General features: G+C 22.1%; 38 protein-coding genes and 2 pseudogenes. 10 read left to right on the top strand and 30 right to left on the bottom strand.

Going from position 1 to position 22,034, the window contains the following annotated elements; all coding sequences use genetic code 4:
• The 7 genes from AAHH39_RS10335 to AAHH39_RS10305 all read right to left on the bottom strand — a co-directional run bounded on the left by AAHH39_RS10335 (position 1) and on the right by AAHH39_RS10305 (position 2,325).
• On the bottom strand, positions 1-246 hold the full coding sequence (locus AAHH39_RS10335; RefSeq protein ID WP_286640816.1) for a hypothetical protein: 246 nt from the start codon (positions 244-246) through the stop codon (positions 1-3).
• Positions 246-383: a hypothetical protein gene (locus tag AAHH39_RS10330; protein ID WP_342218018.1), complete on the bottom strand. Its 138-nt coding sequence runs from the start codon at positions 381-383 to the stop codon at positions 246-248. The genes AAHH39_RS10335 and AAHH39_RS10330 overlap by 1 nt, the downstream gene beginning before the upstream one ends.
• A gap of 291 nt (positions 384-674) precedes the next feature.
• Positions 675-899 carry a hypothetical protein gene (locus AAHH39_RS10325; RefSeq protein ID WP_342218017.1) on the bottom strand — a complete coding sequence of 75 codons (225 nt, stop codon included), beginning with the start codon at positions 897-899 and terminating at the stop codon, positions 675-677.
• A gap of 164 nt (positions 900-1,063) precedes the next feature.
• Positions 1,064-1,357, bottom strand: a complete 294-nt coding sequence (locus AAHH39_RS10320; RefSeq protein WP_342218016.1) for a hypothetical protein — start codon at positions 1,355-1,357, stop codon at positions 1,064-1,066.
• The gene (locus AAHH39_RS10315) at positions 1,347-1,784 is read right to left on the bottom strand and encodes a hypothetical protein (RefSeq protein WP_342218015.1); all 438 of its coding nucleotides are present in this window, start codon (positions 1,782-1,784) and stop codon (positions 1,347-1,349) included. The genes AAHH39_RS10320 and AAHH39_RS10315 overlap by 11 nt, the downstream gene beginning before the upstream one ends.
• A gap of 8 nt (positions 1,785-1,792) precedes the next feature.
• Positions 1,793-1,996, bottom strand: a complete 204-nt coding sequence (locus tag AAHH39_RS10310; RefSeq protein WP_342218014.1) for a hypothetical protein — start codon at positions 1,994-1,996, stop codon at positions 1,793-1,795.
• 134 nt (positions 1,997-2,130) lie between these two features.
• Positions 2,131-2,325 (bottom strand): hypothetical protein, encoded by a 195-nt coding sequence (locus AAHH39_RS10305; protein WP_338986661.1) that lies wholly within the window; start codon positions 2,323-2,325, stop codon positions 2,131-2,133.
• A gap of 88 nt (positions 2,326-2,413) precedes the next feature.
• On the opposite strand from AAHH39_RS10305, the pseudogene AAHH39_RS13500 reads away from it, so the two are divergent.
• Positions 2,414-2,542 (top strand): annotated as a pseudogene (locus tag AAHH39_RS13500) (IS30 family transposase); the annotation flags it as partial.
• Between the two features lie 72 nt (positions 2,543-2,614).
• On the opposite strand, the gene AAHH39_RS10300 reads toward AAHH39_RS13500, so the two are convergent.
• Positions 2,615-3,853, bottom strand: coding sequence for an IS256 family transposase (locus tag AAHH39_RS10300; RefSeq protein WP_342219298.1), 1,239 nt, complete (start codon positions 3,851-3,853; stop codon positions 2,615-2,617).
• Between the two features lie 94 nt (positions 3,854-3,947).
• Positions 3,948-4,202 (bottom strand): hypothetical protein, encoded by a 255-nt coding sequence (locus tag AAHH39_RS10295; RefSeq protein ID WP_342218013.1) that lies wholly within the window; start codon positions 4,200-4,202, stop codon positions 3,948-3,950.
• 756 nt (positions 4,203-4,958) lie between these two features.
• Here AAHH39_RS10295 and AAHH39_RS10290 point away from each other — a divergent pair.
• Entirely contained in the window at positions 4,959-5,903 is a 945-nt protein-coding gene (locus tag AAHH39_RS10290) for an IS30 family transposase (RefSeq protein WP_342217458.1), read from the top strand.
• Positions 5,904-6,083: 180 nt separating this feature from the next.
• On the opposite strand, the gene AAHH39_RS10285 is transcribed toward AAHH39_RS10290, so the two are convergent.
• The 5 genes from AAHH39_RS10285 to AAHH39_RS10265 are packed head-to-tail and all read right to left on the bottom strand — an operon-like array spanning position 6,084 to position 7,877.
• Complete coding sequence (locus AAHH39_RS10285; RefSeq protein WP_342218012.1) at positions 6,084-6,209, bottom strand: hypothetical protein; 126 nt, start codon at positions 6,207-6,209, stop codon at positions 6,084-6,086.
• Complete coding sequence (locus tag AAHH39_RS10280; RefSeq protein WP_342218011.1) at positions 6,209-6,379, bottom strand: hypothetical protein; 171 nt, start codon at positions 6,377-6,379, stop codon at positions 6,209-6,211. The genes AAHH39_RS10285 and AAHH39_RS10280 overlap by 1 nt, the downstream gene beginning before the upstream one ends.
• Positions 6,379-6,972: a hypothetical protein gene (locus tag AAHH39_RS10275; protein WP_342218010.1), complete on the bottom strand. Its 594-nt coding sequence runs from the start codon at positions 6,970-6,972 to the stop codon at positions 6,379-6,381. The genes AAHH39_RS10280 and AAHH39_RS10275 overlap by 1 nt, the downstream gene beginning before the upstream one ends.
• Positions 6,965-7,123 (bottom strand): hypothetical protein, encoded by a 159-nt coding sequence (locus tag AAHH39_RS10270; RefSeq protein WP_342217554.1) that lies wholly within the window; start codon positions 7,121-7,123, stop codon positions 6,965-6,967. The genes AAHH39_RS10275 and AAHH39_RS10270 overlap by 8 nt, the downstream gene beginning before the upstream one ends.
• Positions 7,116-7,877 (bottom strand): RecT family recombinase, encoded by a 762-nt coding sequence (locus AAHH39_RS10265; protein ID WP_342218009.1) that lies wholly within the window; start codon positions 7,875-7,877, stop codon positions 7,116-7,118. The genes AAHH39_RS10270 and AAHH39_RS10265 overlap by 8 nt, the downstream gene beginning before the upstream one ends.
• Positions 7,878-8,462: 585 nt before the next feature.
• Between AAHH39_RS10265 and AAHH39_RS10260 the strand changes: the two genes are divergently transcribed.
• Complete coding sequence (locus tag AAHH39_RS10260) at positions 8,463-9,407, top strand: IS30 family transposase (RefSeq protein WP_342217458.1); 945 nt, start codon at positions 8,463-8,465, stop codon at positions 9,405-9,407.
• Here AAHH39_RS10260 and AAHH39_RS10255 read toward each other — a convergent pair.
• From AAHH39_RS10255 to AAHH39_RS10195, 13 genes and pseudogenes are all read right to left on the bottom strand, one after another.
• Positions 9,399-9,596, bottom strand: coding sequence for a hypothetical protein (locus tag AAHH39_RS10255; protein ID WP_342218008.1), 198 nt, complete (start codon positions 9,594-9,596; stop codon positions 9,399-9,401). The genes AAHH39_RS10260 and AAHH39_RS10255 overlap by 9 nt on opposite strands.
• Positions 9,583-9,747, bottom strand: coding sequence for a hypothetical protein (locus tag AAHH39_RS10250; RefSeq protein WP_342218007.1), 165 nt, complete (start codon positions 9,745-9,747; stop codon positions 9,583-9,585). The genes AAHH39_RS10255 and AAHH39_RS10250 overlap by 14 nt, the downstream gene beginning before the upstream one ends.
• Before the next feature lie 15 nt (positions 9,748-9,762).
• Entirely contained in the window at positions 9,763-9,969 is a 207-nt protein-coding gene (locus tag AAHH39_RS10245; protein WP_342218006.1) for a hypothetical protein, read from the bottom strand.
• A gap of 3 nt (positions 9,970-9,972) precedes the next feature.
• On the bottom strand, positions 9,973-10,155 hold the full coding sequence (locus AAHH39_RS10240) for a hypothetical protein (protein ID WP_342217559.1): 183 nt from the start codon (positions 10,153-10,155) through the stop codon (positions 9,973-9,975).
• Positions 10,145-10,282, bottom strand: coding sequence for a hypothetical protein (locus AAHH39_RS10235; RefSeq protein WP_342218005.1), 138 nt, complete (start codon positions 10,280-10,282; stop codon positions 10,145-10,147). The genes AAHH39_RS10240 and AAHH39_RS10235 overlap by 11 nt, the downstream gene beginning before the upstream one ends.
• Before the next feature lie 31 nt (positions 10,283-10,313).
• Positions 10,314-10,469 (bottom strand): hypothetical protein, encoded by a 156-nt coding sequence (locus AAHH39_RS10230; RefSeq protein WP_342217561.1) that lies wholly within the window; start codon positions 10,467-10,469, stop codon positions 10,314-10,316.
• 131 nt (positions 10,470-10,600) lie between these two features.
• Positions 10,601-11,089, bottom strand: coding sequence for a hypothetical protein (locus tag AAHH39_RS10225; RefSeq protein WP_342218004.1), 489 nt, complete (start codon positions 11,087-11,089; stop codon positions 10,601-10,603).
• A gap of 378 nt (positions 11,090-11,467) precedes the next feature.
• Positions 11,468-11,641 (bottom strand): annotated as a pseudogene (locus AAHH39_RS10220) (IS30 family transposase); the annotation flags it as partial.
• 45 nt (positions 11,642-11,686) lie between these two features.
• Positions 11,687-12,301, bottom strand: coding sequence for a helix-turn-helix domain-containing protein (locus AAHH39_RS10215; RefSeq protein WP_342218003.1), 615 nt, complete (start codon positions 12,299-12,301; stop codon positions 11,687-11,689).
• 121 nt (positions 12,302-12,422) lie between these two features.
• Complete coding sequence (locus tag AAHH39_RS10210) at positions 12,423-12,587, bottom strand: hypothetical protein (protein ID WP_174481051.1); 165 nt, start codon at positions 12,585-12,587, stop codon at positions 12,423-12,425.
• A 61-nt stretch (positions 12,588-12,648) separates the two neighbouring features.
• The gene (locus tag AAHH39_RS10205; protein ID WP_342218002.1) at positions 12,649-12,789 is read right to left on the bottom strand and encodes a hypothetical protein; all 141 of its coding nucleotides are present in this window, start codon (positions 12,787-12,789) and stop codon (positions 12,649-12,651) included.
• A 107-nt stretch (positions 12,790-12,896) separates the two neighbouring features.
• Entirely contained in the window at positions 12,897-13,187 is a 291-nt protein-coding gene (locus AAHH39_RS10200; protein ID WP_342218001.1) for a hypothetical protein, read from the bottom strand.
• A 15-nt stretch (positions 13,188-13,202) separates the two neighbouring features.
• A complete protein-coding gene (locus AAHH39_RS10195; protein ID WP_342218000.1) occupies positions 13,203-14,150 on the bottom strand; it encodes a hypothetical protein in 948 nt (315 codons plus the stop codon).
• Between the two features lie 213 nt (positions 14,151-14,363).
• Between AAHH39_RS10195 and AAHH39_RS10190 the strand changes: the two genes are divergently transcribed.
• From AAHH39_RS10190 to AAHH39_RS10170, 5 genes are all read left to right on the top strand, one after another.
• Positions 14,364-14,807, top strand: a complete 444-nt coding sequence (locus tag AAHH39_RS10190; RefSeq protein WP_286642354.1) for a GNAT family N-acetyltransferase — start codon at positions 14,364-14,366, stop codon at positions 14,805-14,807.
• Positions 14,808-14,860: 53 nt separating this feature from the next.
• A complete protein-coding gene (locus AAHH39_RS10185; RefSeq protein WP_342217999.1) occupies positions 14,861-15,004 on the top strand; it encodes a hypothetical protein in 144 nt (47 codons plus the stop codon).
• Positions 15,005-15,019: 15 nt separating this feature from the next.
• Complete coding sequence (locus AAHH39_RS10180; RefSeq protein WP_342217998.1) at positions 15,020-16,558, top strand: ankyrin repeat domain-containing protein; 1,539 nt, start codon at positions 15,020-15,022, stop codon at positions 16,556-16,558.
• A 26-nt stretch (positions 16,559-16,584) separates the two neighbouring features.
• On the top strand, positions 16,585-17,001 hold the full coding sequence (locus tag AAHH39_RS10175) for a hypothetical protein (RefSeq protein WP_342217997.1): 417 nt from the start codon (positions 16,585-16,587) through the stop codon (positions 16,999-17,001).
• Positions 17,002-17,150: 149 nt separating this feature from the next.
• Positions 17,151-17,837, top strand: a complete 687-nt coding sequence (locus tag AAHH39_RS10170) for a hypothetical protein (protein WP_342217996.1) — start codon at positions 17,151-17,153, stop codon at positions 17,835-17,837.
• Positions 17,838-17,860: 23 nt separating this feature from the next.
• On the opposite strand, the gene AAHH39_RS10165 is transcribed toward AAHH39_RS10170, so the two are convergent.
• From AAHH39_RS10165 to def, 3 genes are all read right to left on the bottom strand, one after another.
• The gene (locus tag AAHH39_RS10165) at positions 17,861-18,094 is read right to left on the bottom strand and encodes a hypothetical protein (protein ID WP_342217995.1); all 234 of its coding nucleotides are present in this window, start codon (positions 18,092-18,094) and stop codon (positions 17,861-17,863) included.
• Positions 18,095-18,240: 146 nt separating this feature from the next.
• The gene (locus AAHH39_RS10160) at positions 18,241-19,953 is read right to left on the bottom strand and encodes a ribonuclease J (protein ID WP_342217994.1); all 1,713 of its coding nucleotides are present in this window, start codon (positions 19,951-19,953) and stop codon (positions 18,241-18,243) included.
• A 160-nt stretch (positions 19,954-20,113) separates the two neighbouring features.
• Complete coding sequence (gene def / locus AAHH39_RS10155; RefSeq protein ID WP_339039893.1) at positions 20,114-20,719, bottom strand: peptide deformylase; 606 nt, start codon at positions 20,717-20,719, stop codon at positions 20,114-20,116.
• An 86-nt stretch (positions 20,720-20,805) separates the two neighbouring features.
• On the opposite strand from def, the gene AAHH39_RS10150 reads away from it, so the two are divergent.
• Together AAHH39_RS10150 and gmk are read left to right on the top strand one after the other, a co-directional pair.
• Positions 20,806-21,363 carry an RsmD family RNA methyltransferase gene (locus tag AAHH39_RS10150; RefSeq protein WP_342217993.1) on the top strand — a complete coding sequence of 186 codons (558 nt, stop codon included), beginning with the start codon at positions 20,806-20,808 and terminating at the stop codon, positions 21,361-21,363.
• Positions 21,364-21,377: 14 nt separating this feature from the next.
• Complete coding sequence (gene gmk / locus AAHH39_RS10145) at positions 21,378-21,956, top strand: guanylate kinase (RefSeq protein WP_338957663.1); 579 nt, start codon at positions 21,378-21,380, stop codon at positions 21,954-21,956.
• Positions 21,957-22,034 lie beyond the last annotated feature (78 nt).

Genomic DNA, 22,034 nt, shown 5'->3' with positions numbered 1-22,034 from the left:
TTATTCTCCTTTAATTTCTAATTTTTTAACTGTTACTTTAATTCAACCTTGATAAACATCATTATCACCAACTATTAATGCAACATTACTTTCGGGATCAGAAACAATTATGTGTTTTGATTTAACATTTGGATATTGTCTTAAAATAATTGCTCTAATATCATTACTTGTATGAATTGCTTTTGGAAATGGTGATAATATTTCAATTTCATCTTTATTTTCAAACAAAGTAGGTAATATTATCATTAGTCAAATTCACCTTTTTCTATTTTTTCAATTAATAAATTTAAAATATTTTTGTCAAAATCAGAGTTTGTATAATTAATTTTTTTAGTTCATTTAATTATATCTTTTATATATTTAAGTAATTTTTCTTTATTCATAATTTAATCTCTCTTTCCTAACTCTTTTATTTTGTTTTTGCTTACATAAGTTATTACATTTATGGGCATAAACTCTACCATAACCACATTTATTATTCTTTTTAATTTTTATTATCATTATTTTTAAAACAATTTTCACAATTTGGTCAATTATAATTTTCTTTACAATCTTTACAAATTTTCATAATTATTTCTCCTTATTATTTTTTGGATGTTGAAACTGAACAGCTTTACAATTATCACATCTAAATACTAATTAAATACTTACATCTTCATGTTCACATCTATTCATTATTTTTTCTCTTTTCTATCATTTTTTTCTTGCTTTATTAATAAATTTATTCAAATAATTTGAGTATCACCATCACCTAATTTTTTTAAAAGATATGAATATCTTTTCTTAAAATCTTCACTATCAATATCTTTATCTTTGTAAATTATTTTTTTCAATTTTTTTATTTTATACAAGGTTTTTGGAGAATATATTTCTCCATGCATGCATAGAAAACATTTCATTATTTATTCTCCTTATTTTCAATTTGATTAGCAAATTCGCTTAATATTTTTAATACTTTATATTCATTTTTTAACTCTTTAATAATAAATATTAAAATTATTATTAGTGTTATAGATGTTATTAATATTAGTATTATTAATAAAATTTTTCATAATATCATTTTTTACTCTTTTCATTTTTTAAATCATTTAACATTAATTGAACAAAATGCACGATTTATATTCATATTTCAATTATTAAAGATTTCACCAGTTACTATAATTTCATCATTTTTGTTTAATAAAATACAGCGTCTATAAAATTTTGGGTTATTAAAAATTAAAGTAACATAGTTTAAACCATTTCATTGACCTCGAACACTATAATATAATTCTTTATTACCTTTTTCATAATATTTTGCTTCAATAGTGTTACTCAGTTTTACTGTTAATTTGACATAATTGGCTTTATCTTTCATTTTTATAATTCCTTAAATAGTATTGAATATGCTTATAAGCATCTTGTTCATGTTTTGTTAATTTTATATTTCCTTTATAATTTTCTATTTTAGTTTTATTTTTTGGTTCACTTTCTTGATAATCTCAGTTCATAATATCTTCTACTAATACCATTAATGCACCAATAATTTTAGGAGTTGCTAATGGATTAGTTAATAATTGTTTTGAATTTAAAAAGAAATTTTCTACAATAACTATTATTTTTTTATTATCAGAATGTTTTTTAATTAATAAAAAGTATTCTTTATACAAATTTTTACTTTCTAAAACCGTTTTAGTTTTAAATGTTTCATTAAAGAGAATATTATTAGTTTCATTTGAATATATAACAATTCCGTTATTACCAATACCAGCAGGGTCAATACCGATAATTAACTCATATTGCATTAATTAAGTTAACCTCTAATAATTGTTTTAATAATTTCTAAATCACAATTACATCAACAATATTTACATTCTTCAATAAATTCTTTATGACCACAAACTAAATTATCTTTTTTTAAATCATCAATCAGTTTAATTAGTCCTATTTTAAATTCAATATCATCACTGTCCGTTATGTAAATCGTTCCTCTTTTAGTTAAATATTCTTTATCCATATTTATACCTCCTACTTAACCTAATATTTAAAATACAGTCAGAACAAATTGCTTTACTATTGTTATCTCTTAAAAAATATTTTTTTGTTTTTATATCATTAGTATTAAAGAATAAATAATCTAATTTATGTTGTTTACATGTTCAACAAAAATACTTTTTCATTATGAGTTGAAATTTCCTTATAAGAAGTAACTATATAATTAATTGGTAAATCATTATGATTATATGGATTATTTATTTTAAAACCTTTTCTGTTTTCTTCTCACGTAATGTTATATTTAAAACAAGGATTAGTAATTTTAGTTTTGTTATCAGTTATTTCACCCATAAATCAACTATTATGCTGGTCATAAAATGTTAGTGGTTCAAGTTTTATATCATTAAGATAATATTCTTTTGGAATAATTGGTTTATTAACAGTTATTTTTTTTAATTATGTAGAAAAGTATGGATGACCAAAAATTATTCATCAATTTACACTTAAAATATTATTTTTAATTAAAAATTTGTTAAAAGTAACATTATTTAGTGTAAAAATTCTCTAAAAATAACACTTTATCATGTATCATTACTTTTGAGGCTTTTTAGAAATCTGTGTATCTTTGTTTTACAAAGTACTAGTTCAGATTAATTCTGTCTTCAAATTTTATCATAAAATGAGCAATTGCTGTATTTCAATTTTGAATAGGCAATGTTCATTTTTTTGTTATATTTTCAATTGCTAAATAAAATATTTTAAAAACTGACATATCATTAGGAAAAGCTTTTTTGTTTCTAATAACTTTTCGTAATTGACTATTAACAGATTCAATAGCATTTGTTGTATAAATTACTCTTTTGATTTCTGCAGGATAACTAATAAAAATCATCAAATTTTCTCAATTTTTATATCAAGATTTAGCAATTTGGGGATATTGTTTATTTCATTTACTTTCAAATGATTCTAAAGCTTGCATTGCTTGTTCTTCACTACATGCACTATAAATTGGTTTTAAATCTGTAACTAGAGTTTTTCGATGTTTGTATGAAACATATTTTAAACTATTTCGAATTTGATGAACAATGCATAATTGATGTTCTGTTTTAGGATAAACTGCTTGTATTGCTTCTGACATGCCTGTTAAATTATCACTACAAGCAATCAAAATATCATTTAAGCCTCGATTTTTCATTTCTGTGAAATTAGCTAATCAAAATTTAGCACCTTCATTTTCACTAATTCATAAGCCTAAAACATCTTTTTTACCTTCTAAATCAACTCCTAATGCTATATAAACTGATTTATTAATAATCCGTTTATCTTGTCGAACTTTAACTACTATACAATCAAAATAAACAATCGGATAAATGCTTTCTAATGGTCGATTTTGTCATGCTTTGACATCATCAATAACATCATCAGTAATTTGACTAATAACACTTTCACTAATATCAGCACCATGATATAACTCTTGTAACTGCATTCTAATGTCAGATAGAGTCATACCTTTTGCATATAGTGAAAGCACTTGTTGATCAAAACCATCAAATCTTCGCTGTCTTTTTGCAACTATTACAGGAGTAAAATCACTATTGCGATCTCTTGGTACATCAATCTCAATTTTACCTTGTTGAGTTATTAATTTTTTTGAACTTGTACCATTACGAGCATTTTCAGTATTACTATGTTGATTTTTTTCATATCCTAAATAATTTTGCATTTCAGAATTCAACATTTTTTCAACTAAACGTTTTGTTAATTCTTTATATAAACCCCCTTCTTTAAAAACTGTTGTTAAATCTTCAGTATTTTCTAATAATAAATCTACTGCTTTTGATATTGGATCATTATTATTAATATTTTGTTTTTTAGCCATCTGTAACTCACTCTTTCTAGTCATTTAATTATATTTACTAGAATTAATTAAACATAGTTATTTTTGTAAGTTACACAGATTACTAAACATTGCCTTACTTTTCTACAAAATTAAAGGTTATTTTTTGGTCTTTAATATATGGTTCTAATAATTTTATTAATTCATTACCACTTAATTCTCTTTTAATATTTTCTAAATTAAAAACTCAATATGTATATTTATCATCAACAATAAAACTATTATTTTTAACCATTCATTTTGGAAATTGTAATTTATATTCACCATAATCAATAAGAATAGATTGTGGTTTATCTTTTACAATTTGTTCTTTTTTAAATTCTATTTGCATAATAATCCTTTCCTAATATGTTCTGTTGCTTGTAGCATAAAGAACATATATTTTGATTTTTAGATTATTAATAATACTACTATTCGTTTTATTCATTCCATGAAAACTGGGCTCAAAAATAAATTGTGAAATTTTAAAAAGAAATCGAGGCATTCGATTCAATATTTATTTAATTTGTGTTTAACAAATTAATACTTTAATTGAACCGGCACCGCTCAATTTTTTTTAAAAGTTTGAAATTTATTTTCTCGCCCAAAAAAATTTTTCAAAAAAAATAAAAAATAAAACCAACACTTGCTCACTGGGTGGGTGGCAAGGTTGGTTAAATAAAGAATAGAATTAATACAATAGGTCCCTACAACAGGTCTATATATACTAGTTTCCAATCCGCTTCCACCCCAAGGATTACCATTAATGGTTAGTATATTTTATTAGGTATCACTCCACTTTTTATTTATCCATGCAAGTCCACATGTTCTAGCTACTATTTTTAACAACTGTGTTGTAGTTCACTTTTTTAGTTCCCTAACACGTGTTGATAATAGCGTTAAAGACGGTTATTAAAAATTTTAAAATTTTACAATTACAAAAAAAAGACAAGATTTTTATTCTCGTCTTTTGTCATTTATTTTTAATTCAAGGGTTTAAAAAAGAAAGGAGCTATTTAAGGGAAATGAGTTGTTATCGACATCTTTGTCACGCTCCCAAATTAAATTGTGTTAATTCTATAATTAAGAAAAGAAAGGAATTAGCACAATGTATAAGTATCTGACTATTGAATCAATAATAGCAATAAAAGAATATAAAAGTTATGGATTTTCGATTCGTAAAATAGCAAAAGCCATTGATTATAGTAAATCAACTGTACATAGAGTTTGTAGATTATTAAATCAAAACTTATTACCATTAGAAATATTGAATAAAATTCAAAAAAATAAACAAAATGCAGGTAGAAAATTAATAATTTTAACTTTAATAGAAATTAATACTATTAATCATTTGTTAATTACTAAAAATTATGCTCTTGATATAATTGCTAATTTTTTAAAGGAAAATAAAATAAAAAGTATTTCAACAAAAACTTTATATAACATGTTTAAAACAAATCGAATGGGTTTTGATGAAAATAACTTATTGAGAAAAGGAAAAAATAAACCTCACAAACAAAAAGAAACTAGGGGCAGAATTAATAATTGTAAGTCTATTCATGAAAGAAATTTAATCATTCCTAATATTAAAAATATAGAAGAATTTGGTCATTTAGAGGGTGATACTATCATTGGTAAAGATCATAAAAGTTCTATTATTACTTTAGCTGATATATGATCAAAAACCACAATTCCTTTAGCAACTAAAAATAATAAATCAGAAAATATTACAAAAAGTATAATAAAATTTATTTCAAAGTTACAAAAAGGAACAGTTAAAACTATTACTTTTGATCGTGGTAAAGAATTTAGTAAATGAAAATTAATCGAAAAAAATTGTAATGTTAAGATTTATTTTGCAGATCCTGGTAAACCTTGTCAAAGAGGTTTAAATGAAAATAATAATGGTATTTTAAGAAGATATTTACCAAAATCTACAGATCTATCTTCATATAAACAAAAAGATTTAAATACTATAGCATTTCAAATTAATTCTACACCCAGAAAATCACTATCTTATAAAAGACCAATAGATTTAATACAATTATTTTAAAAAACTGTCCCATTTATATTTACAATTCAGGAAAGACCAATAGATTTAATACAATTATTTTAAAAAACTGTCTCATTTATATTTACAATTCAGGTAAGTATAAAATAAATGTTAATAAAGTTAATATTGTATTTAAACTAAATATAATTAAAATTGCTATTTGCATTATTTATTCTCCTATTAATCAAAATCTTTATTATTTCAACATTTATTACATAAATACATTTCAAATTTAGTATCTTTATCTTTTAATTTTCTATTATTTAATTTAATACTTGCTTTTTTATTACAGTAATAACATATCATTATTTATTCTCCTTATTTAATTTATTTAAGTAATTATTTAAATAAATAATAGTTATATCTTTTTTAATTTGTTCATTACTATAAAGTAAATACATATGTAAAAAAGAAGCTCTTTCATCTAATAATTTATTAATTTTTGTTATTTTTTTTAATTTAAAATTCATAAACATTATTTATTCTCCTTATTTAAATAATATCAACCAATTAATAAACTATCTGCTTCATCATGATTTGATATTTTTATATTTCAATTATTTATAATAGTTAAATAATTAACAATTTTTATTGATAAATCTTTATTTCATTTATTATTAGGATGATTTGCAATTCCTATTTTTTCATTTTCATTATAGATTAATGTATCAATAATATTTTCTTGATTTAAATATCAATTTTGTCATGTTCTAGGACTTATTAACATATTTTTTGTTAATAATTTATTAAATTGTCCAGCAATAAAACCTCTTAAATGTTCTTGTGTTTCATAACCAATTCCATTTTTTGAATGAAAAGTACCACGTTCAATAATTAAATCAAAATTATTTTTAGAATTAGTTAATTCATCTTTTAATTCTAAAGTTCCATATACAACATAATGCATGTCTCTATTAAAATTATCAATACCATTTTTTTTAAAACTACAACTACTAATTAATATTGGTTTTCATATATATGTATATGTATCACAATATATTTTCTTTTCTCATAAAGTAAATCCAGTATTTTTAATACTTGGGTCAATTGAAAGTAAATAATTAGTCATTATCAAATTCACCATTTTTAATTTTTTCATAAATTATTTTTAAAGTATGTTGTGCTGATAAATTATAATTTTTTAATGCTTCTTCTATTGGTAATTTATAATATTTATTAATCTCATTTATTAAATAATTATTTAATTTTTCTTTATTCATTTTTAAATACCAAATTATCTAATTTATTTATATTTTCTTCTAATTGTTGAAAATTTGTATTATTTTCAAGTACATTATTAGTATTTGGATTATCAATATAAACAATTTCTTCATCAATTATTGCTGATTGATCAACTTGTAATGCTTTATTAATTAAATTTTGATTTTCTAATTTAATACTTGGATTTTTATTAATATCTCTAATAATTGCTTTAATAACTGTTTTTAAAGCCATAGGGTCAAAACTAGTATTTCATGGACTATTACCATTTGCTTTACTATATTTTTTTCTATGTTCTTCACATTCTTGTTTAGTCATACCCTTAATAAAAGTAATATTTTTCCCTAAATAATCTTTAATACAAATCATTCCATAATAACCAATAATTTCTTTTGGTTCAAATATTTTTGCTGGATTAATTTCTCAACGTTTTGTTTTATCATTATAAATATGTTTATTTGTAATAATTTCTCTTTGAAAATCAATAACACAATTACTTCTTTGTAATAAAGTTAAAAATCCATCTTCTTGTATTTGTACTTGTAATTCATTTCCATAAGGTATTAATGCTAATTCTTTTTTAATTGGATTATTTGATAAATTTAATTCAAATATAGTTGCTAATGTATTTAATAATGATTGTGGATTAAATGTGGATAATTTTTTATCATTTAATTTAGTAATTTCATAATATTTTTTAAAATCATTAATTTGATTTTGTGTAATTGTTTTAGGTAATATTAAATTTGCCATATTTATCTTCCTTTCAAAGTGCTATTGCCATATTTCACTCATGTAATAATTTATTTGTTATTTCAACTTTTATTAATTCAATTTCATTTTCTTTAACTCAACATATAAAATGAATATTTGATAATTCATAATTATTATTTTTTAATAATCAATAATATGCTATTATTTGTAATTTTGATTTTTCTAATAATTCTTTAGTAAAAACTTTATAAGTTTTAAAATCTATTATTATATTTAAATTATTTTCTTTATAAATTAAATCTGGTGTTCCAGCAACAATATCATAATTAAATATTTTTTCACTAATATATTCATTATTATTAATAAATTTATTTGGTAAATAATCTAATAATGTATAACAATAATTTAAATAATTTTGTGAAAATAAATCTTTAATAATATTTTTAATTTGATTACTTATATTTTTAATATTTATATTTTTAAAATATAATTCTGCTACTTTATGAACACAATTACCACGAATTCTTGCATTATAAATACCTGAATTGTAAAATTAAAAAGGACACTTATATAAAAATTAAATTGTGTTAATTCTATAATTAAGAAAAGAAAGGAATTAGCACAATGTATAAGTATCTGACTATTGAATCAATAATAGCAATAAAAGAATATAAAAGTTATGGATTTTCGATTCGTAAAATAGCAAAAGCCATTGATTATAGTAAATCAACTGTACATAGAGTTTGTAGATTATTAAATCAAAACTTATTACCATTAGAAATATTGAATAAAATTCAAAAAAATAAACAAAATGCAGGTAGAAAATTAATAATTTTAACTTTAATAGAAATTAATACTATTAATCATTTGTTAATTACTAAAAATTATGCTCTTGATATAATTGCTAATTTTTTAAAGGAAAATAAAATAAAAAGTATTTCAACAAAAACTTTATATAACATGTTTAAAACAAATCGAATGGGTTTTGATGAAAATAACTTATTGAGAAAAGGAAAAAATAAACCTCACAAACAAAAAGAAACTAGGGGCAGAATTAATAATTGTAAGTCTATTCATGAAAGAAATTTAATCATTCCTAATATTAAAAATATAGAAGAATTTGGTCATTTAGAAGGTGATACTATCATTGGTAAAGATCATAAAAGTTCTATTATTACTTTAGCTGATATATGATCAAAAACCACAATTCCTTTAGCAACTAAAAATAATAAATCAGAAAATATTACAAAAAGTATAATAAAATTTATTTCAAAGTTACAAAAAGGAACAGTTAAAACTATTACTTTTGATCGTGGTAAAGAATTTAGTAAATGAAAATTAATTGAAAAAAATTGTAATGTTAAGATTTATTTTGCAGATCCTGGTAAACCTTGTCAAAGAGGTTTAAATGAAAATAATAATGGTATTTTAAGAAGATATTTACCAAAATCTACAGATCTATCTTCATATAAACAAAAAGATTTAAATACTATAGCATTTCAAATTAATTCTACACCCAGAAAATCACTATCTTATAAAAGACCAATAGATTTAATACAATTATTTTAAAAAACTGTCCCATTTATATTTACAATTCAGGATATTAAAACAATATTTACAGTTATTACATTTACAATATGAATTACCTAAATAATAATCAAGTATTTTACTAACTGATATTAATTCTTTATTTTGAATAAAATATTGATGTGTTTCTTTTTTAAAAATTAAATTATTTTTTTGATTATTTAATTGCATTTTTAATTAAATCTCTTACAAAATCATTCATAGTTATATTTCTTTCATAACAATATGTTTTTAATTCATAATGGTCATTTTTAGTAAGACGAATTTTTAAATTTTTAATTAATAATTTATCTTGATGTTTTTTAAGTGCTGCTGCTACCATTTATATTCATCTCCTTTAACTTTTAATAATTCTTTTATAATCAATAATTACTTGTTCTAATTGATTTACATTTTTATAATTAAAATAATCACAACTAATTTTTAAATCAGCATCATTATCAATTTCAATTTCTAAATCTTCATATTTATTATTAAATTCTTCTTGTAATTCTTCAAATTTTTCTATTAATTTCATTGCATTTTGTAATTCTAATTGATTCATTTTTTACACTCCTTTAAAATTTTCTAATTGTAATTCATTAATATAATATTCATATAAGTAATCTCAATTCTCACTTGTTAAATACATATCTTCTTCAATCATTTCATTAATACATTTATTACAATAATAACTATTATCTAATTCACTAATTCAAATATATTTTTCATTATGAATATTACATTTCATTTTTTTCACCTATTAATTTATAAAAACATTTATTACAAGTTCTATTTGCAAATGATGAATTTTTATGACATATATCACATGAACCAAATATTTTATATATTCTTTTATCTTCTTTTAAATTAAGCATTTATATTACTCCTTTAATATTACTCCTTTAATTAAGAATATTTACTTACAGTAATTAATAAAATTATTAATCCAATTAAAGTTGAAATTAAAGTAATAATTATTTTTATTTTTAATCACTTTTTTTGATGTTCTTTTGCTATTTTGATTTTTTGTTCTATTAATTCTTTCTTTTCTTTTTCTTCCATTTTTAATCCCTTTCTATAATTTTTAATATTTCTTGTATTTCAATATATTTTTTATTTTTAAGTAATTTTTCATTACATAAATTTTTTATTAATTCAATTTTTTCAACATTTAATAACATATTTAATTTCCTTTAATACTTTAAATAAAATATTTTTTCATTATGAGTATTTATATCTTTCATTGGTGTAACAATATAATTTATTGGTTTATCATTATCTTTATATGGATTATTTATTTTAAAACTTTTCATATCTTGTTCTCATGTAATGTTATATTTAAAACATTCTTGATTTTTATCATTTGTAAAAATATAATAACCATTATATTGTTCATAAAATGTACAAGATATTAAATCATTTTCAGTAGTAGTAATATCTGAAATATTTTTAATATATTTTAAAATATCACTACCTTTAATACTTTCAATATCTTTTGTAATTGATTTTTTACCTAATTTATAATTAAAATCTTCAATTATTTTTAATGTTATTTTTTTATTATTTTTATTAATAGTAGTATCTTTAATAGGAAATCATGTTTCATATTCACCAATTTCTAATAACATACCTTTAGTTGTTTCTCTAACTTTATTTTTAATATCTAAATTAACATTAATCATTATGAATCCTTTCTACTTCTACGTATAAGCCTTATCACCTACAGTGATAAAAGGCTTATATACTACTAACTAAATACTTACCTACTTACTATACGTAAGGCTTATGCTACTGTAAGTAGCATAAGCCTTGGAGGGTAGGGGTTCTAGGGGAAGGGAACCAAAATTTCTGAAATTTTCAAAGAGCATGACAAAAATTACTATTGGTTAATTTCAGCACAATAGCCTAAATAATTTTTTATTTAGTTATGTAATAATTAATTACTTTAATAAAGTGCTGGTTTAATAAAATAATTAATTATAATTGTTTAACAATTAAAAATGAGAGTTTTATCTCTCATTTAAGTTTTTATTAAATCTAACCATTAAGTTGATACGCCCTCCTTTTTGTAACTTTGAAATAAATTTTATTATACTTTTTGTAATATTTTCTGATTTATTATTTTTAGTTGCTAAAGGAATTGTGGTTTTTGATCATATATCAGCTAAAGTAATAATAGAACTTTTATGATCTTTACCAATGATAGTATCACCCTCTAAATGACCAAATTCTTCCTTTAATTTTGTAGAAAAGTAATGATACATGATAAAGTGTTATTTTTAGATAATTTTTACACTAAATAATGTTACTTTTAACAAATTTTTAATTAAAAATAATATTTTAAGTGTAAATTGATGAATAATTTTTGGTCATCCATACTTTTCTACATAATTAAAAAATTCTTCTATATTTTTAATATTAGGAATGATTAAATTTCTTTCATGAATAGACTTACAATTATTAATTCTGCCCCTAGTTTCTTTTTGTTTGTGAGGTTTATTTTTTCCTTTTCTCAATAAGTTATTTTCATCAAAACCCATTCGATTTGTTTTAAACATGTTATATAAAGTTTTTGTTGAAATACTTTTTATTTTATTTTCCTTTAAAAAATTAGCAATTATATCAAGAGCATAATTTTTAGTAATTAACAAATGATTAATAGTATTAATTTCTATTAAAGTTAAAATTATTAATTTTCTACCTGCATTTTGTTTATTTTTTTGAATTTTATTCAATATTTCTAATGGTAATAAGTTTTGATTTAATAATCTACAAACTCTATGTACAGTTGATTTACTATAATCAATGGCTTTTGCTATTTTACGAATCGAAAATCCATAACTTTTATATTCTTTTATTGCTATTATTGATTCAATAGTCAGATACTTATACATTGTGCTAATTCCTTTCTTTTCTTAATTATAGAATTAACACAATTTAATTTTTATATAAGTGTCCTTTTTAATTTTACAATTCAGGTAATAAAAAATGTGTTTAGCAAAACACATCATTAATTTATTTTTCTTCTTCTTTAATGAAACATTTTTTACATAAAGATTTTCCTTCTTTTGTATCAAGAATATCAAAAGGTTCAAACATCATTCCGCAATCAAAACATTTTACGGTTTTTGTTAAAGATTCATCATCAGTTTTTTTGTTTTTTTTATTGAATCATTTCATTATATCCTTCCTTTCTAAATATATTAAATAAGTGTGTTAATGACACACTTATTTAATATATTTATTTAGCACAATCTTTACACAAACATTTACCATCTGCTGCTTTAGTGCATTCAGATGAACTTTTCATTTTCCCACAACCATCACATTTTTTTTGATCTTTTGCTTCTCCAGTTTTGTCCTTTTTTTTAAATGGTCACATGTATATAACTTCCTTTCCTCATATCATAATTACTCTACTCAATTATAACAAATTTTATTATTTTCTATGGTATTAACTATTTTTAAAACTTTTTTGTTAAATTTTGATTAATTATTTTTTTCTATTTTAAGAATATTATTTTTGATTTCTTCAATTTCTTCAATATCAGTTATTCTATTAAATAAGTGAAAAAGCATATAGTTTAATTCTTTTGGTTTATGAAAGTGTTTTTTAAAAAATATTATTGTTTCATCAATAGTTGCCATTAGCGTTACTGCTTGTTTGGTGTTAATGCTATTATTTTGTAATGGTATACGAAGAAGTGTTGGCAATTGACTAACAAACATGTAGTCTTCTAAAGATTTTTCCTTTAATTTTGTAGAAAAGTAATGATACATGATAAAGTGTTATTTTTAGAGAATTTTTACACTAAATAATGTTACTTTTAACAAATTTTTAATTAAAAATAATATTTTAAGTGTAAATTGATGAATAATTTTTGGTCATCCATACTTTTCTACATAATTAAAATTTTTTACTGCTGTAACTTGTGAATTAAGCATATTTTTGATTAATAAGGTAATGAAGATGGTAATTGTTCCAATTGGTAAAATAATTGATAAAATTAAGTCTAAGTTAACATTAAACTTTTGAGCAAATATTGATTTTAATAAAGTATAACCATTTTGGAATAAAATAACAGATAAAAATAAAGCAAAGTTTGGTGTTTTTCATCATTTATGCATAATTAATATTTCTGTTTTAATTTTTAAAATATATCAAAAGAAATAAGAAGTTAATATCAAGATAATACCATAAATTAATACAATGATAGTTGTTAGAAAATTGAAAAAACTAAAAACAATAGCTAAATTAACTGTAAAACCTAGATACATTTTAATATCATAAATTGGATAATCATTTGCAAATTGAGTTGTTAAACCATATTTTCTTTGAAATGCTCGACGACGATAAAGTTTAATAATGATAATAATATAAAAAAGTAAAGCAATTAAAGCGATTAAAATTGTAATAAAGATATATGAATAAGCAGTATTAATGTTATTTAAACGTTGTGTTCATGCACTTCCTCAGTCACTTATTGGTGCATCATCATGTTTAGTAAAAATAAATGACATTAATGAAAAGTCAATTAATGGATAATAAATAGCCATTAATTTTTTATAGAAAGGAGTTTTGTCACTTTCCTGTTTTGCATTAGCAATTTGTTCTAGTAATTCTTTAACATTATTTTCTTTATCAATTCTTGTTCTTTCATTTAAAAATAAGACTAATGCAGTAATTAGTAATGTAATAAATATTATTCAAAAAAATAATAAAACAAAATATTGCCCTCCCAAAAAATTATGCGGTCGTAATTTTTTAAATTAAATTTTTTGTCCTTCCAAAATTTATTCCCCCCCAAAAAAAATATTTTTTAAAATCGCTTACTTAAATTATAGCACTAATTAAAAATTCACTTATTAATTGGTAAAATTTACTAATTGTTAAATTAAATTTAAAAATTAATTATATAATTAATTTAAAATATTATTTATATTTAAGGAGAAAACATGAAAATTGAAATAGTTAATAATATTGAAATGTTAGAACAAGCATTTTTGATTAGAAAAAAAGTTTTTGTTAATGAGCAAAAGGTTCCTTTTGAAGAAGAAATTGATCAATTTGAAGATGTATCGATTCACTTTTTAGTTTTTGATGATAATAATAAACCAATAGCTACTAGTAGAATGCGAAAAGTTGAAGATATTGTAAAGATTGAAAGAGTGTGTATATTGCAAGAATATCGTAAATTAGGTATTGGTAAAAAATTAATGGAATTTATGGAAAAAGTTGCAATTAAAAATCAATTTAAAGTTATATCTCTTCATGCCCAAATTCAAGCACTAAATTTTTATAAAAATTTGGGTTATAAAGTTTGTTCTGAAATATTTTTGGACGCTGGAATTAAACATTGTAAAATGGAGAAAAAAATATATAATGAAGGTAAATTTTAAAGAATAATATTTTAAATACATTGTTTTTTTAAAAACAATGAAAGGAAAAGAATATGTTTGAATGAGTTAGAGAAATATTTTTTAATTATGTAGAAAAGTATGGATGACCAAAAATTATTCATCAATTTACACTTAAAATATTATTTTTAATTAAAAATTTGTTAAAAGTAACATTATTTAGTGTAAAAATTCTCTAAAAATAACACTTTATCATGTATCATTACTTTTCTACAAAATTAAAGGAAATATTTGGAATAAATATAAATATTAATAACAAAGAAGCAAAAATGATAGATGCTATTAAAAATAAAAAGTTAGATGTAGTTAATAAAATATTAAAATATGATATTAATATTGATTATATTGATAGAACTGGTTATACGCCTTTAATGTGAGCTGCTGAAAAAGGTTATCTAGAAATAGTTAATGTTTTATTAGCACATAATGCTAATATTAATTACATATCTGTAAATGGTAATACTGCTTTAATCTTAGCTGTTAAAAAAAATTATACAAAAATAGTTAATCTGTTATTAGAACATAATGCTAATTTTAGTTGTGAGGAACAATTTGGTAATACTGCTTTAATTTTAAGTGCTGAAAATGGAAATTTGGAAATAGTTAAAACTTTATTAACACTTAATGTTAATGTTAATCATGAAAATCGATATGGCGAAACTGCTTTGTTAGTGGCTGCTAAAAATGAATATACAGAAATAGTTAATGATTTACTAGCAAATGGGGCTAATATTAATCATGTCTCTATAAATGGTAATACTGCTTTAATATTAGCAATTAAATCTAATTATTTAGAAATAGCTAATGCCTTATTAACAAATTATCCTAATGTTAATAGAAAAAATATGTTTGGTTATACGCCTTTAATGTGAGCTTCGAGGAATGGTCATTTAGAAATAGTCAGAACTTTATTAGAATTGGGAGCTAATGTTAATTGTATAAATGAAAATGGTGATACGCCTTTAATGTGAGCTGCGAGGAATGGTCATTTAGAAGTAGTTAATTTGTTATTAAATAAAGGTGCAAATGTTTATTCTATAACAAAAATTTGTGGTTATACTGCTTTAATTGCTGCTGCTGGTAAAGGTCATTTAGAAATAGTTAAAACTTTAATAAAAAATGGAAATAATGTTAATCATGTAACTATCAATGGTTTGAGTGCCTTAATGTGAGCCGCTGAAAAAGGTCATTTAGAAATAGTTAAAACTTTAATAAAAAATGGCGCTAATGTTAATCATGAAAATATAGTTGAAGAAACCGCTTTAATTGTTGCTGCTAAAAATGGACATTTGGATATAGTTAAAACTTTATTAATAAATAGTGCAAATGTTAATTGTATAAATGAAAAAGGTTGCAATGCTTTAATGTGAGCTGCTAAAAATGGACATTTGGATATAGTTAAAACTTTATTAGCACATAATGCTAATATTGATGATGTAGATGTAAATGGCAATACTGCTTTATTATTTGCAACCAAATATAATGATTGACAGATAAAAAAGATAATTATTGAAGTAAATAGTTTAAAAAGAGAAAATTTATTAAATGTTAAAAAAATGATAAATAAAATGAATATTATTTTTATTAAAAATAAAGAAAGAATTTATTCAAAAAAAATAGAAAGAAAATTTATTAAAATATTGCAAAATTATGAAGATTATATTAATAAAAAAACCAAAAATATTGATGGACAACTAAATCTTTTTTTAAAAAAGAATTTATTAATAGTCTAAAATTTGAAGAGGAAAATTATTCATTATTGCATATAGCAGTATTAAATGATTGACAAAAATTAGTAACTTATTTAGTAATAAAATGACCAGTTGATATTGATTATAAAGATAGTTCGGAGAATTCAGCATGAAATCATGCTTGTATGTTACTAAAAAAAGAAAATGCTTTAGCAATTAAATCAAAAGTTCAAATAAATGAAGAAGATAGAATATTTTTAGAAAAAAATATTGATTTATTATCAAGAAAAGAATCTTGTTTTATTAAACCTTTAAATAAAAAAGATAAAAATGCTAATAAAAATAGATTAAATATTATAAATTATTATTATGATATTGATGAAGTTGCTATTGATGCTTTTGATTATTTTAAAAATAACATAAATTTAATTGAAGATGATAATACTTTTTTAACAATTAATAATAAACAAACTTTACAAATATAAAGGTAATTTTCATTTAATTATACAGATTAAATTTATTCAATTAATTAAGTAAACACTCAAATCATAATAAAATAATAATTAATGTAATATAACAAAAATTATATATAATAGGTATAGTAAAAAAAGATTTAAAGATTAAGGAGAAAAATATGAATATTATAAAATCGGTATTAAGATTAATGTCGGCAGTTGCTTTAACTACAGTTAGCACAAGCTCAGTTATTGCATGTGATAATCAAGATTTCGAAGAAAATTTATTAAATGCAAAAGTTTCACAAGGTTTAAAATTGACTAATGCTACTGGTGAAGGATTATTAATACCTACTATTAATATTGATGAAAATGATAAATCACAAGTAACTTGAAAAATCAATACAACTAATATTAAAGTAATAAATTTGATTAAAAATGATAAAAAAGCTAAAGATGAAGAAAGTTTTCAATTTTTAAAAAATGTTTTAAATATTAAAATTGATAGTGGCACAAAATTAGAAGATGCTATTTTTAATGAAACAGAATTAAATAATGTAACTACTATTATTTCAAATATTAATGTTGATTTAAATCCAGTAACAGGGAAAAATGATTTTTATATTGCAAAAGGTTCATATAATATAATGTTTACAAATGGTGTTACAAAAACTGATAAATATAAAGTAGTTACAAAAACAAGTCCAAATGGAGTAGTTGGTCATGATATTTTTCCAATTAAAAAAACAGATTTTAATAGTAATTTTCAAAGTGAATTTAAAGTAGGCCAATCAGTAAGTAAATTTCAAATTAAGAGTGATTTGACTTCAATGTTAGATAATTCCTTTAATTTTGTAGAAAAGTAATGATACATGATAAAGTGTTATTTTTAGAGAATTTTTACACTAAATAATGTTACTTTTAACAAATTTTTAATTAAAAATAATATTTTAAGTGTAAATTGATGAATAATTTTTGGTCATCCATACTTTTCTACATAATTAAAAGATAATTCTAAAGATAATGTTAAAACAATCTTTGGAATCCAAAAATTATTAAATAAAGGATCATTAAAATTGTTAGTAACAAAAAATGATAAATCAACAGGTAATTTTATAGCCAATGATAAAATTACAGTTAGATTTAAAATCGGTGAATTTATGATTCTTATAGGAGAAGAATTAATAGTTAACCCTTAATAATAACATCATACTCAATGCTAATTATTTTAATAAAATATATCAAAAAAATAAAAAATAGTTTTTAAAACTATTTTTTATTTAATATAACAGGAATAATTAAAGGGTTTCTTCTTTTCTTTTTAAATATATAAGGTGCTAATGTTGATTTGATAGCATTTTTTATTGTGGCAAAAGTAGGTCTTTCGCTTTTTAATACTTCATTAATAGATTTTGTTAGTAATGATATTGCTTCAGATACTAAAGGTGCTGCATCGCGAACATAGAAAGAACCGCGAGAAATAAACGTTGGTGGTGCTAATAATTTATTATTTTGTGAATCAATAGAAACAACAATTGCAATTAAACCATCTTTAGAAAGAATTTGTCTATCACGGATTACTGCAGCAGTTGTTACTCCTGACATATCTTTACCACCATCAACATAAATAGGATCAGCAGCAATGCGTTTATCGCTTAAAGAACATTTACCATTATCCATAATAATTGGATCACCGTTAGCACAAATAAATATATTTTCTTCAGGGATTCCGATTGATACAGCTGTTTCTTTATGAACTTTTAACATTCGATAATCACCATGCATTGGCATAAAGTATGATGGTTTAATTAAATTTAACATTAGTTTTTGTTCTTCTTGTGAAGCATGACCAGAAGTATGCAATCAATTTAATGGTGAATTTTCTTCAACAATTGCACTAAGTCGTGTTAGTTTATTAACTACTCTTTCAACGTCAGCACGGTTACCGGGAATTGCCGATGAAGAGAATATTACTGTATCACCGGGTATAATTTTTATTTGACGATGTTCGCGATTAGCAATTCTTGATAATGCTGCCATTGGTTCACCTTGGGAACCCGTACAAATAATAACAATTTGATTATTATCATATTTTTTAGCTTCTTCTGCTTTAATAAATGAACTATCACGAACTTTTAAATGCCCCATTTGACGAATAACATTAACTATTCTTTCTAAACTTCTTCCAACAACAATAACTTTTCTATTATGTTTTGTTGCAACTTCAATAATTTGTTGTAAACGGTGTACATTAGAAGCAAAAGTAGAAATTAAAATTCTGCCCTTCGCTTTAGCAAATATTTCACTAATTCTTTTAACAACAAGCATTTCTGTCATTGTATAACCGGGTACTTCAGCATTCGTTGAATCTGCTAAAAATAATGTTACTCCTTTTTGACCCATTTGTGCCATTTTATCAATATCTGCTTTATGACCTAAAGGTGTTCAATCAAATTTATAATCACCTGTTGTTACAACAGTTCCATTTGAATTTTCTACACAAATTCCATATGCATCAGGAATTGAATGATTGACAGCAAAAAAACTAATAATAAATCTGTTAGTTTTAATTTTACTATTACCATCAACAATATTTATTTTTATTTTTGATTTTATTCCTTTGTCCTTAATTTTATGACGAATTAAAGCTGCTGCTAAATTAGGAGCATAAATAGCTGGAATATCACTAATTTCTTTTAATAAGTATGGTATACCACCAATATGATCTTCATGACCATGAGTAATAAATATTCCTTTAATTTTATGTTTATTTTCTTTTAGGTAACTATAATCAGGAATTACTGCTTCAATTCCTGGCATAGAAGCATCAGCAAATTTTACTCCAGCATCAATAATAATAATTTCATTATCTTGTTCAATTACATAAGTATTTTTTCCAACTTCTTCTAGCCCACCAAGCGCAAAGATTTTCGTGACTAACTTTTTAACTGGCATAGTATTTTTTGTGGGTGTATCACTCATATTTTTTCTCCTTCATTCACTTTAAAATTATAAGGAAATAACATAAAACATAACATAAAAAAATGTAATGAATTTAATCATGTTTTTACTTATTACTTATTTGGTATATTATATTTAACTATAATAAAACAATTTAAAAACTTAAGTTTATCATTCTACTTTATATCATAATCCATTTATCATCATTAAGTCAAGGATTATCCTTATTAATGTGATGATAAAAGAGTTTTCCTTCTAAATGGTCTTGCTCATGTTGAAAAACAATTGCTTCATAACCTCTAACAGTTAAAGTTACTTTCTTCTTTTTTAAATAGTCATAACCTGTAACGTTGATTTTATAACTACGTGGAACTAAACCTTCATGAGGGTGATTAGTTACACTTAAACAACCTTCACCTTTTTTTAAATAAGCTATTTGTTCGCTTTTACCAATGATTTTTGGATTTATTAATGCATGTTCATAGTAAATAATCTTTTCATTTTTATCAGGAATTGGTAATAAAATATAATACATTTTTATATTTTCTCCAATTTGTGGTGCAGCAATACCAATAGCTTCGGTTAAAATGTTGTTAGCATTAAATTCTTTATCTTGTGATGCTTTTACTCAATCAATCATACGTTTCATAATATTTTCATCTTTAGGTGTTAAGGGTAAAATAACATCAGCACAAGGTTTTAATAAACTAGGTTTTGTATCTTCAGTAATTCAAGATGCTGATGGTACTTCGTTTTGTAATTTTTTTAACATTGCAGATCCTTTCATCAGTTTGTAATAAATAATAAATTAAACTAATTTGCTTTTATCAAATTTAATGATAAAGTTATTATAAACTAAATTTTGGAGAAAACATGAAAATTATTGTTGGAAAATTAAAAGGAAAAAAAATAATTACTTTAGATGGTTTATCAACACGGCCAACATTAAATCGAATTAAAGAAAATATTTTTAATATTATGTTAAATTATTGTAGTTTTGAAGATAAAATTGTTGTTGATTTATTTGCTGGAAGTGGTAATTTAATTCTTGAAAGTTTATCACGAGGGGCAAAATTTGCTTTTGCAAATGATATTAACAAAGCTGCTTGTAATATTATTAATCAAAATTGTTTTGCTTGTAATTTACAAGAACAAGTTAAATTAAGTAATTTGGATTATCAAATTTTTAGTAAAACACTAGTACAACAGTGTGATATTGTTTTTATTGATCCACCGTTTGCAAATATTACTTGTCAACAGTGAATTATTGATTTCTTTTATAAAAATAATTTACTTGCTAATAATGCTTTAATTGTTTTAGAAACAAATGTACCACTTGAAAATTTACAATTAAATTTCCATTTTAAAGTAGTATCTAATAAAAAATACGGTAAAATATATATTAAAATAATTCAATTTTATGAAAAGTAGAAAGTAGAATGTAAATGGCACAAAAAAAAGGAAAATTAATTATTCTTTCTGGACCAAGTGGTGTTGGTAAGGGTGCAATTATTGCTAAATTATTTGCTGATAAATCATTAAATTTAGCATATTCAGTTTCGATGACAACAAGAAAACCACGTAATAAAGAACAAGATGGCATTAATTATTTTTTTGTTGATGTATCAACTTTTTTAAATCATGTTAAAGGTAATGATTTTTTAGAATATACAAATTTTATTGGTAATTACTATGGTACTAGTAAGAGTTATGTTTTAAATTTGCAAAATCAAGGTTATAACGTTATTTTGGAAATTGAGGTTGATGGTGCTAGTCAAGTTTTAAAAAATTATGAACATCGCAATGATATTATGAGTATTTTTATTATGCCTCCTTCTTATCAAGAATTAGAACAAAGAATTCGTATGCGTGCTAGTGAGTCAGAAGCAATTATTGAGAAAAGGTTAAATAAAGCAAAAGAAGAATTTAAAGTTCAACATGAATATGATTATATTGTTATTAATGATGACTTAGATATTGCTGTTAAAGAAATAACAGATATTATTAAAAATAATATTAATTAGTTTTTGATTTGATAGTTTAGAATTAAATATTAAAAACATTTAACGATGTTAATTTGTATAAAAATATAATGGTATAGA

The sequence above is a fragment of the Spiroplasma endosymbiont of Amphimallon solstitiale genome (genome assembly GCF_964030965.1).
In the GTDB taxonomy this organism is placed as follows: domain Bacteria; phylum Bacillota_I; class Bacilli_A; order Mycoplasmatales; family VBWQ01; genus Spiroplasma_E.
This window is presented reverse-complemented; position numbering and strand designations above follow the sequence as displayed.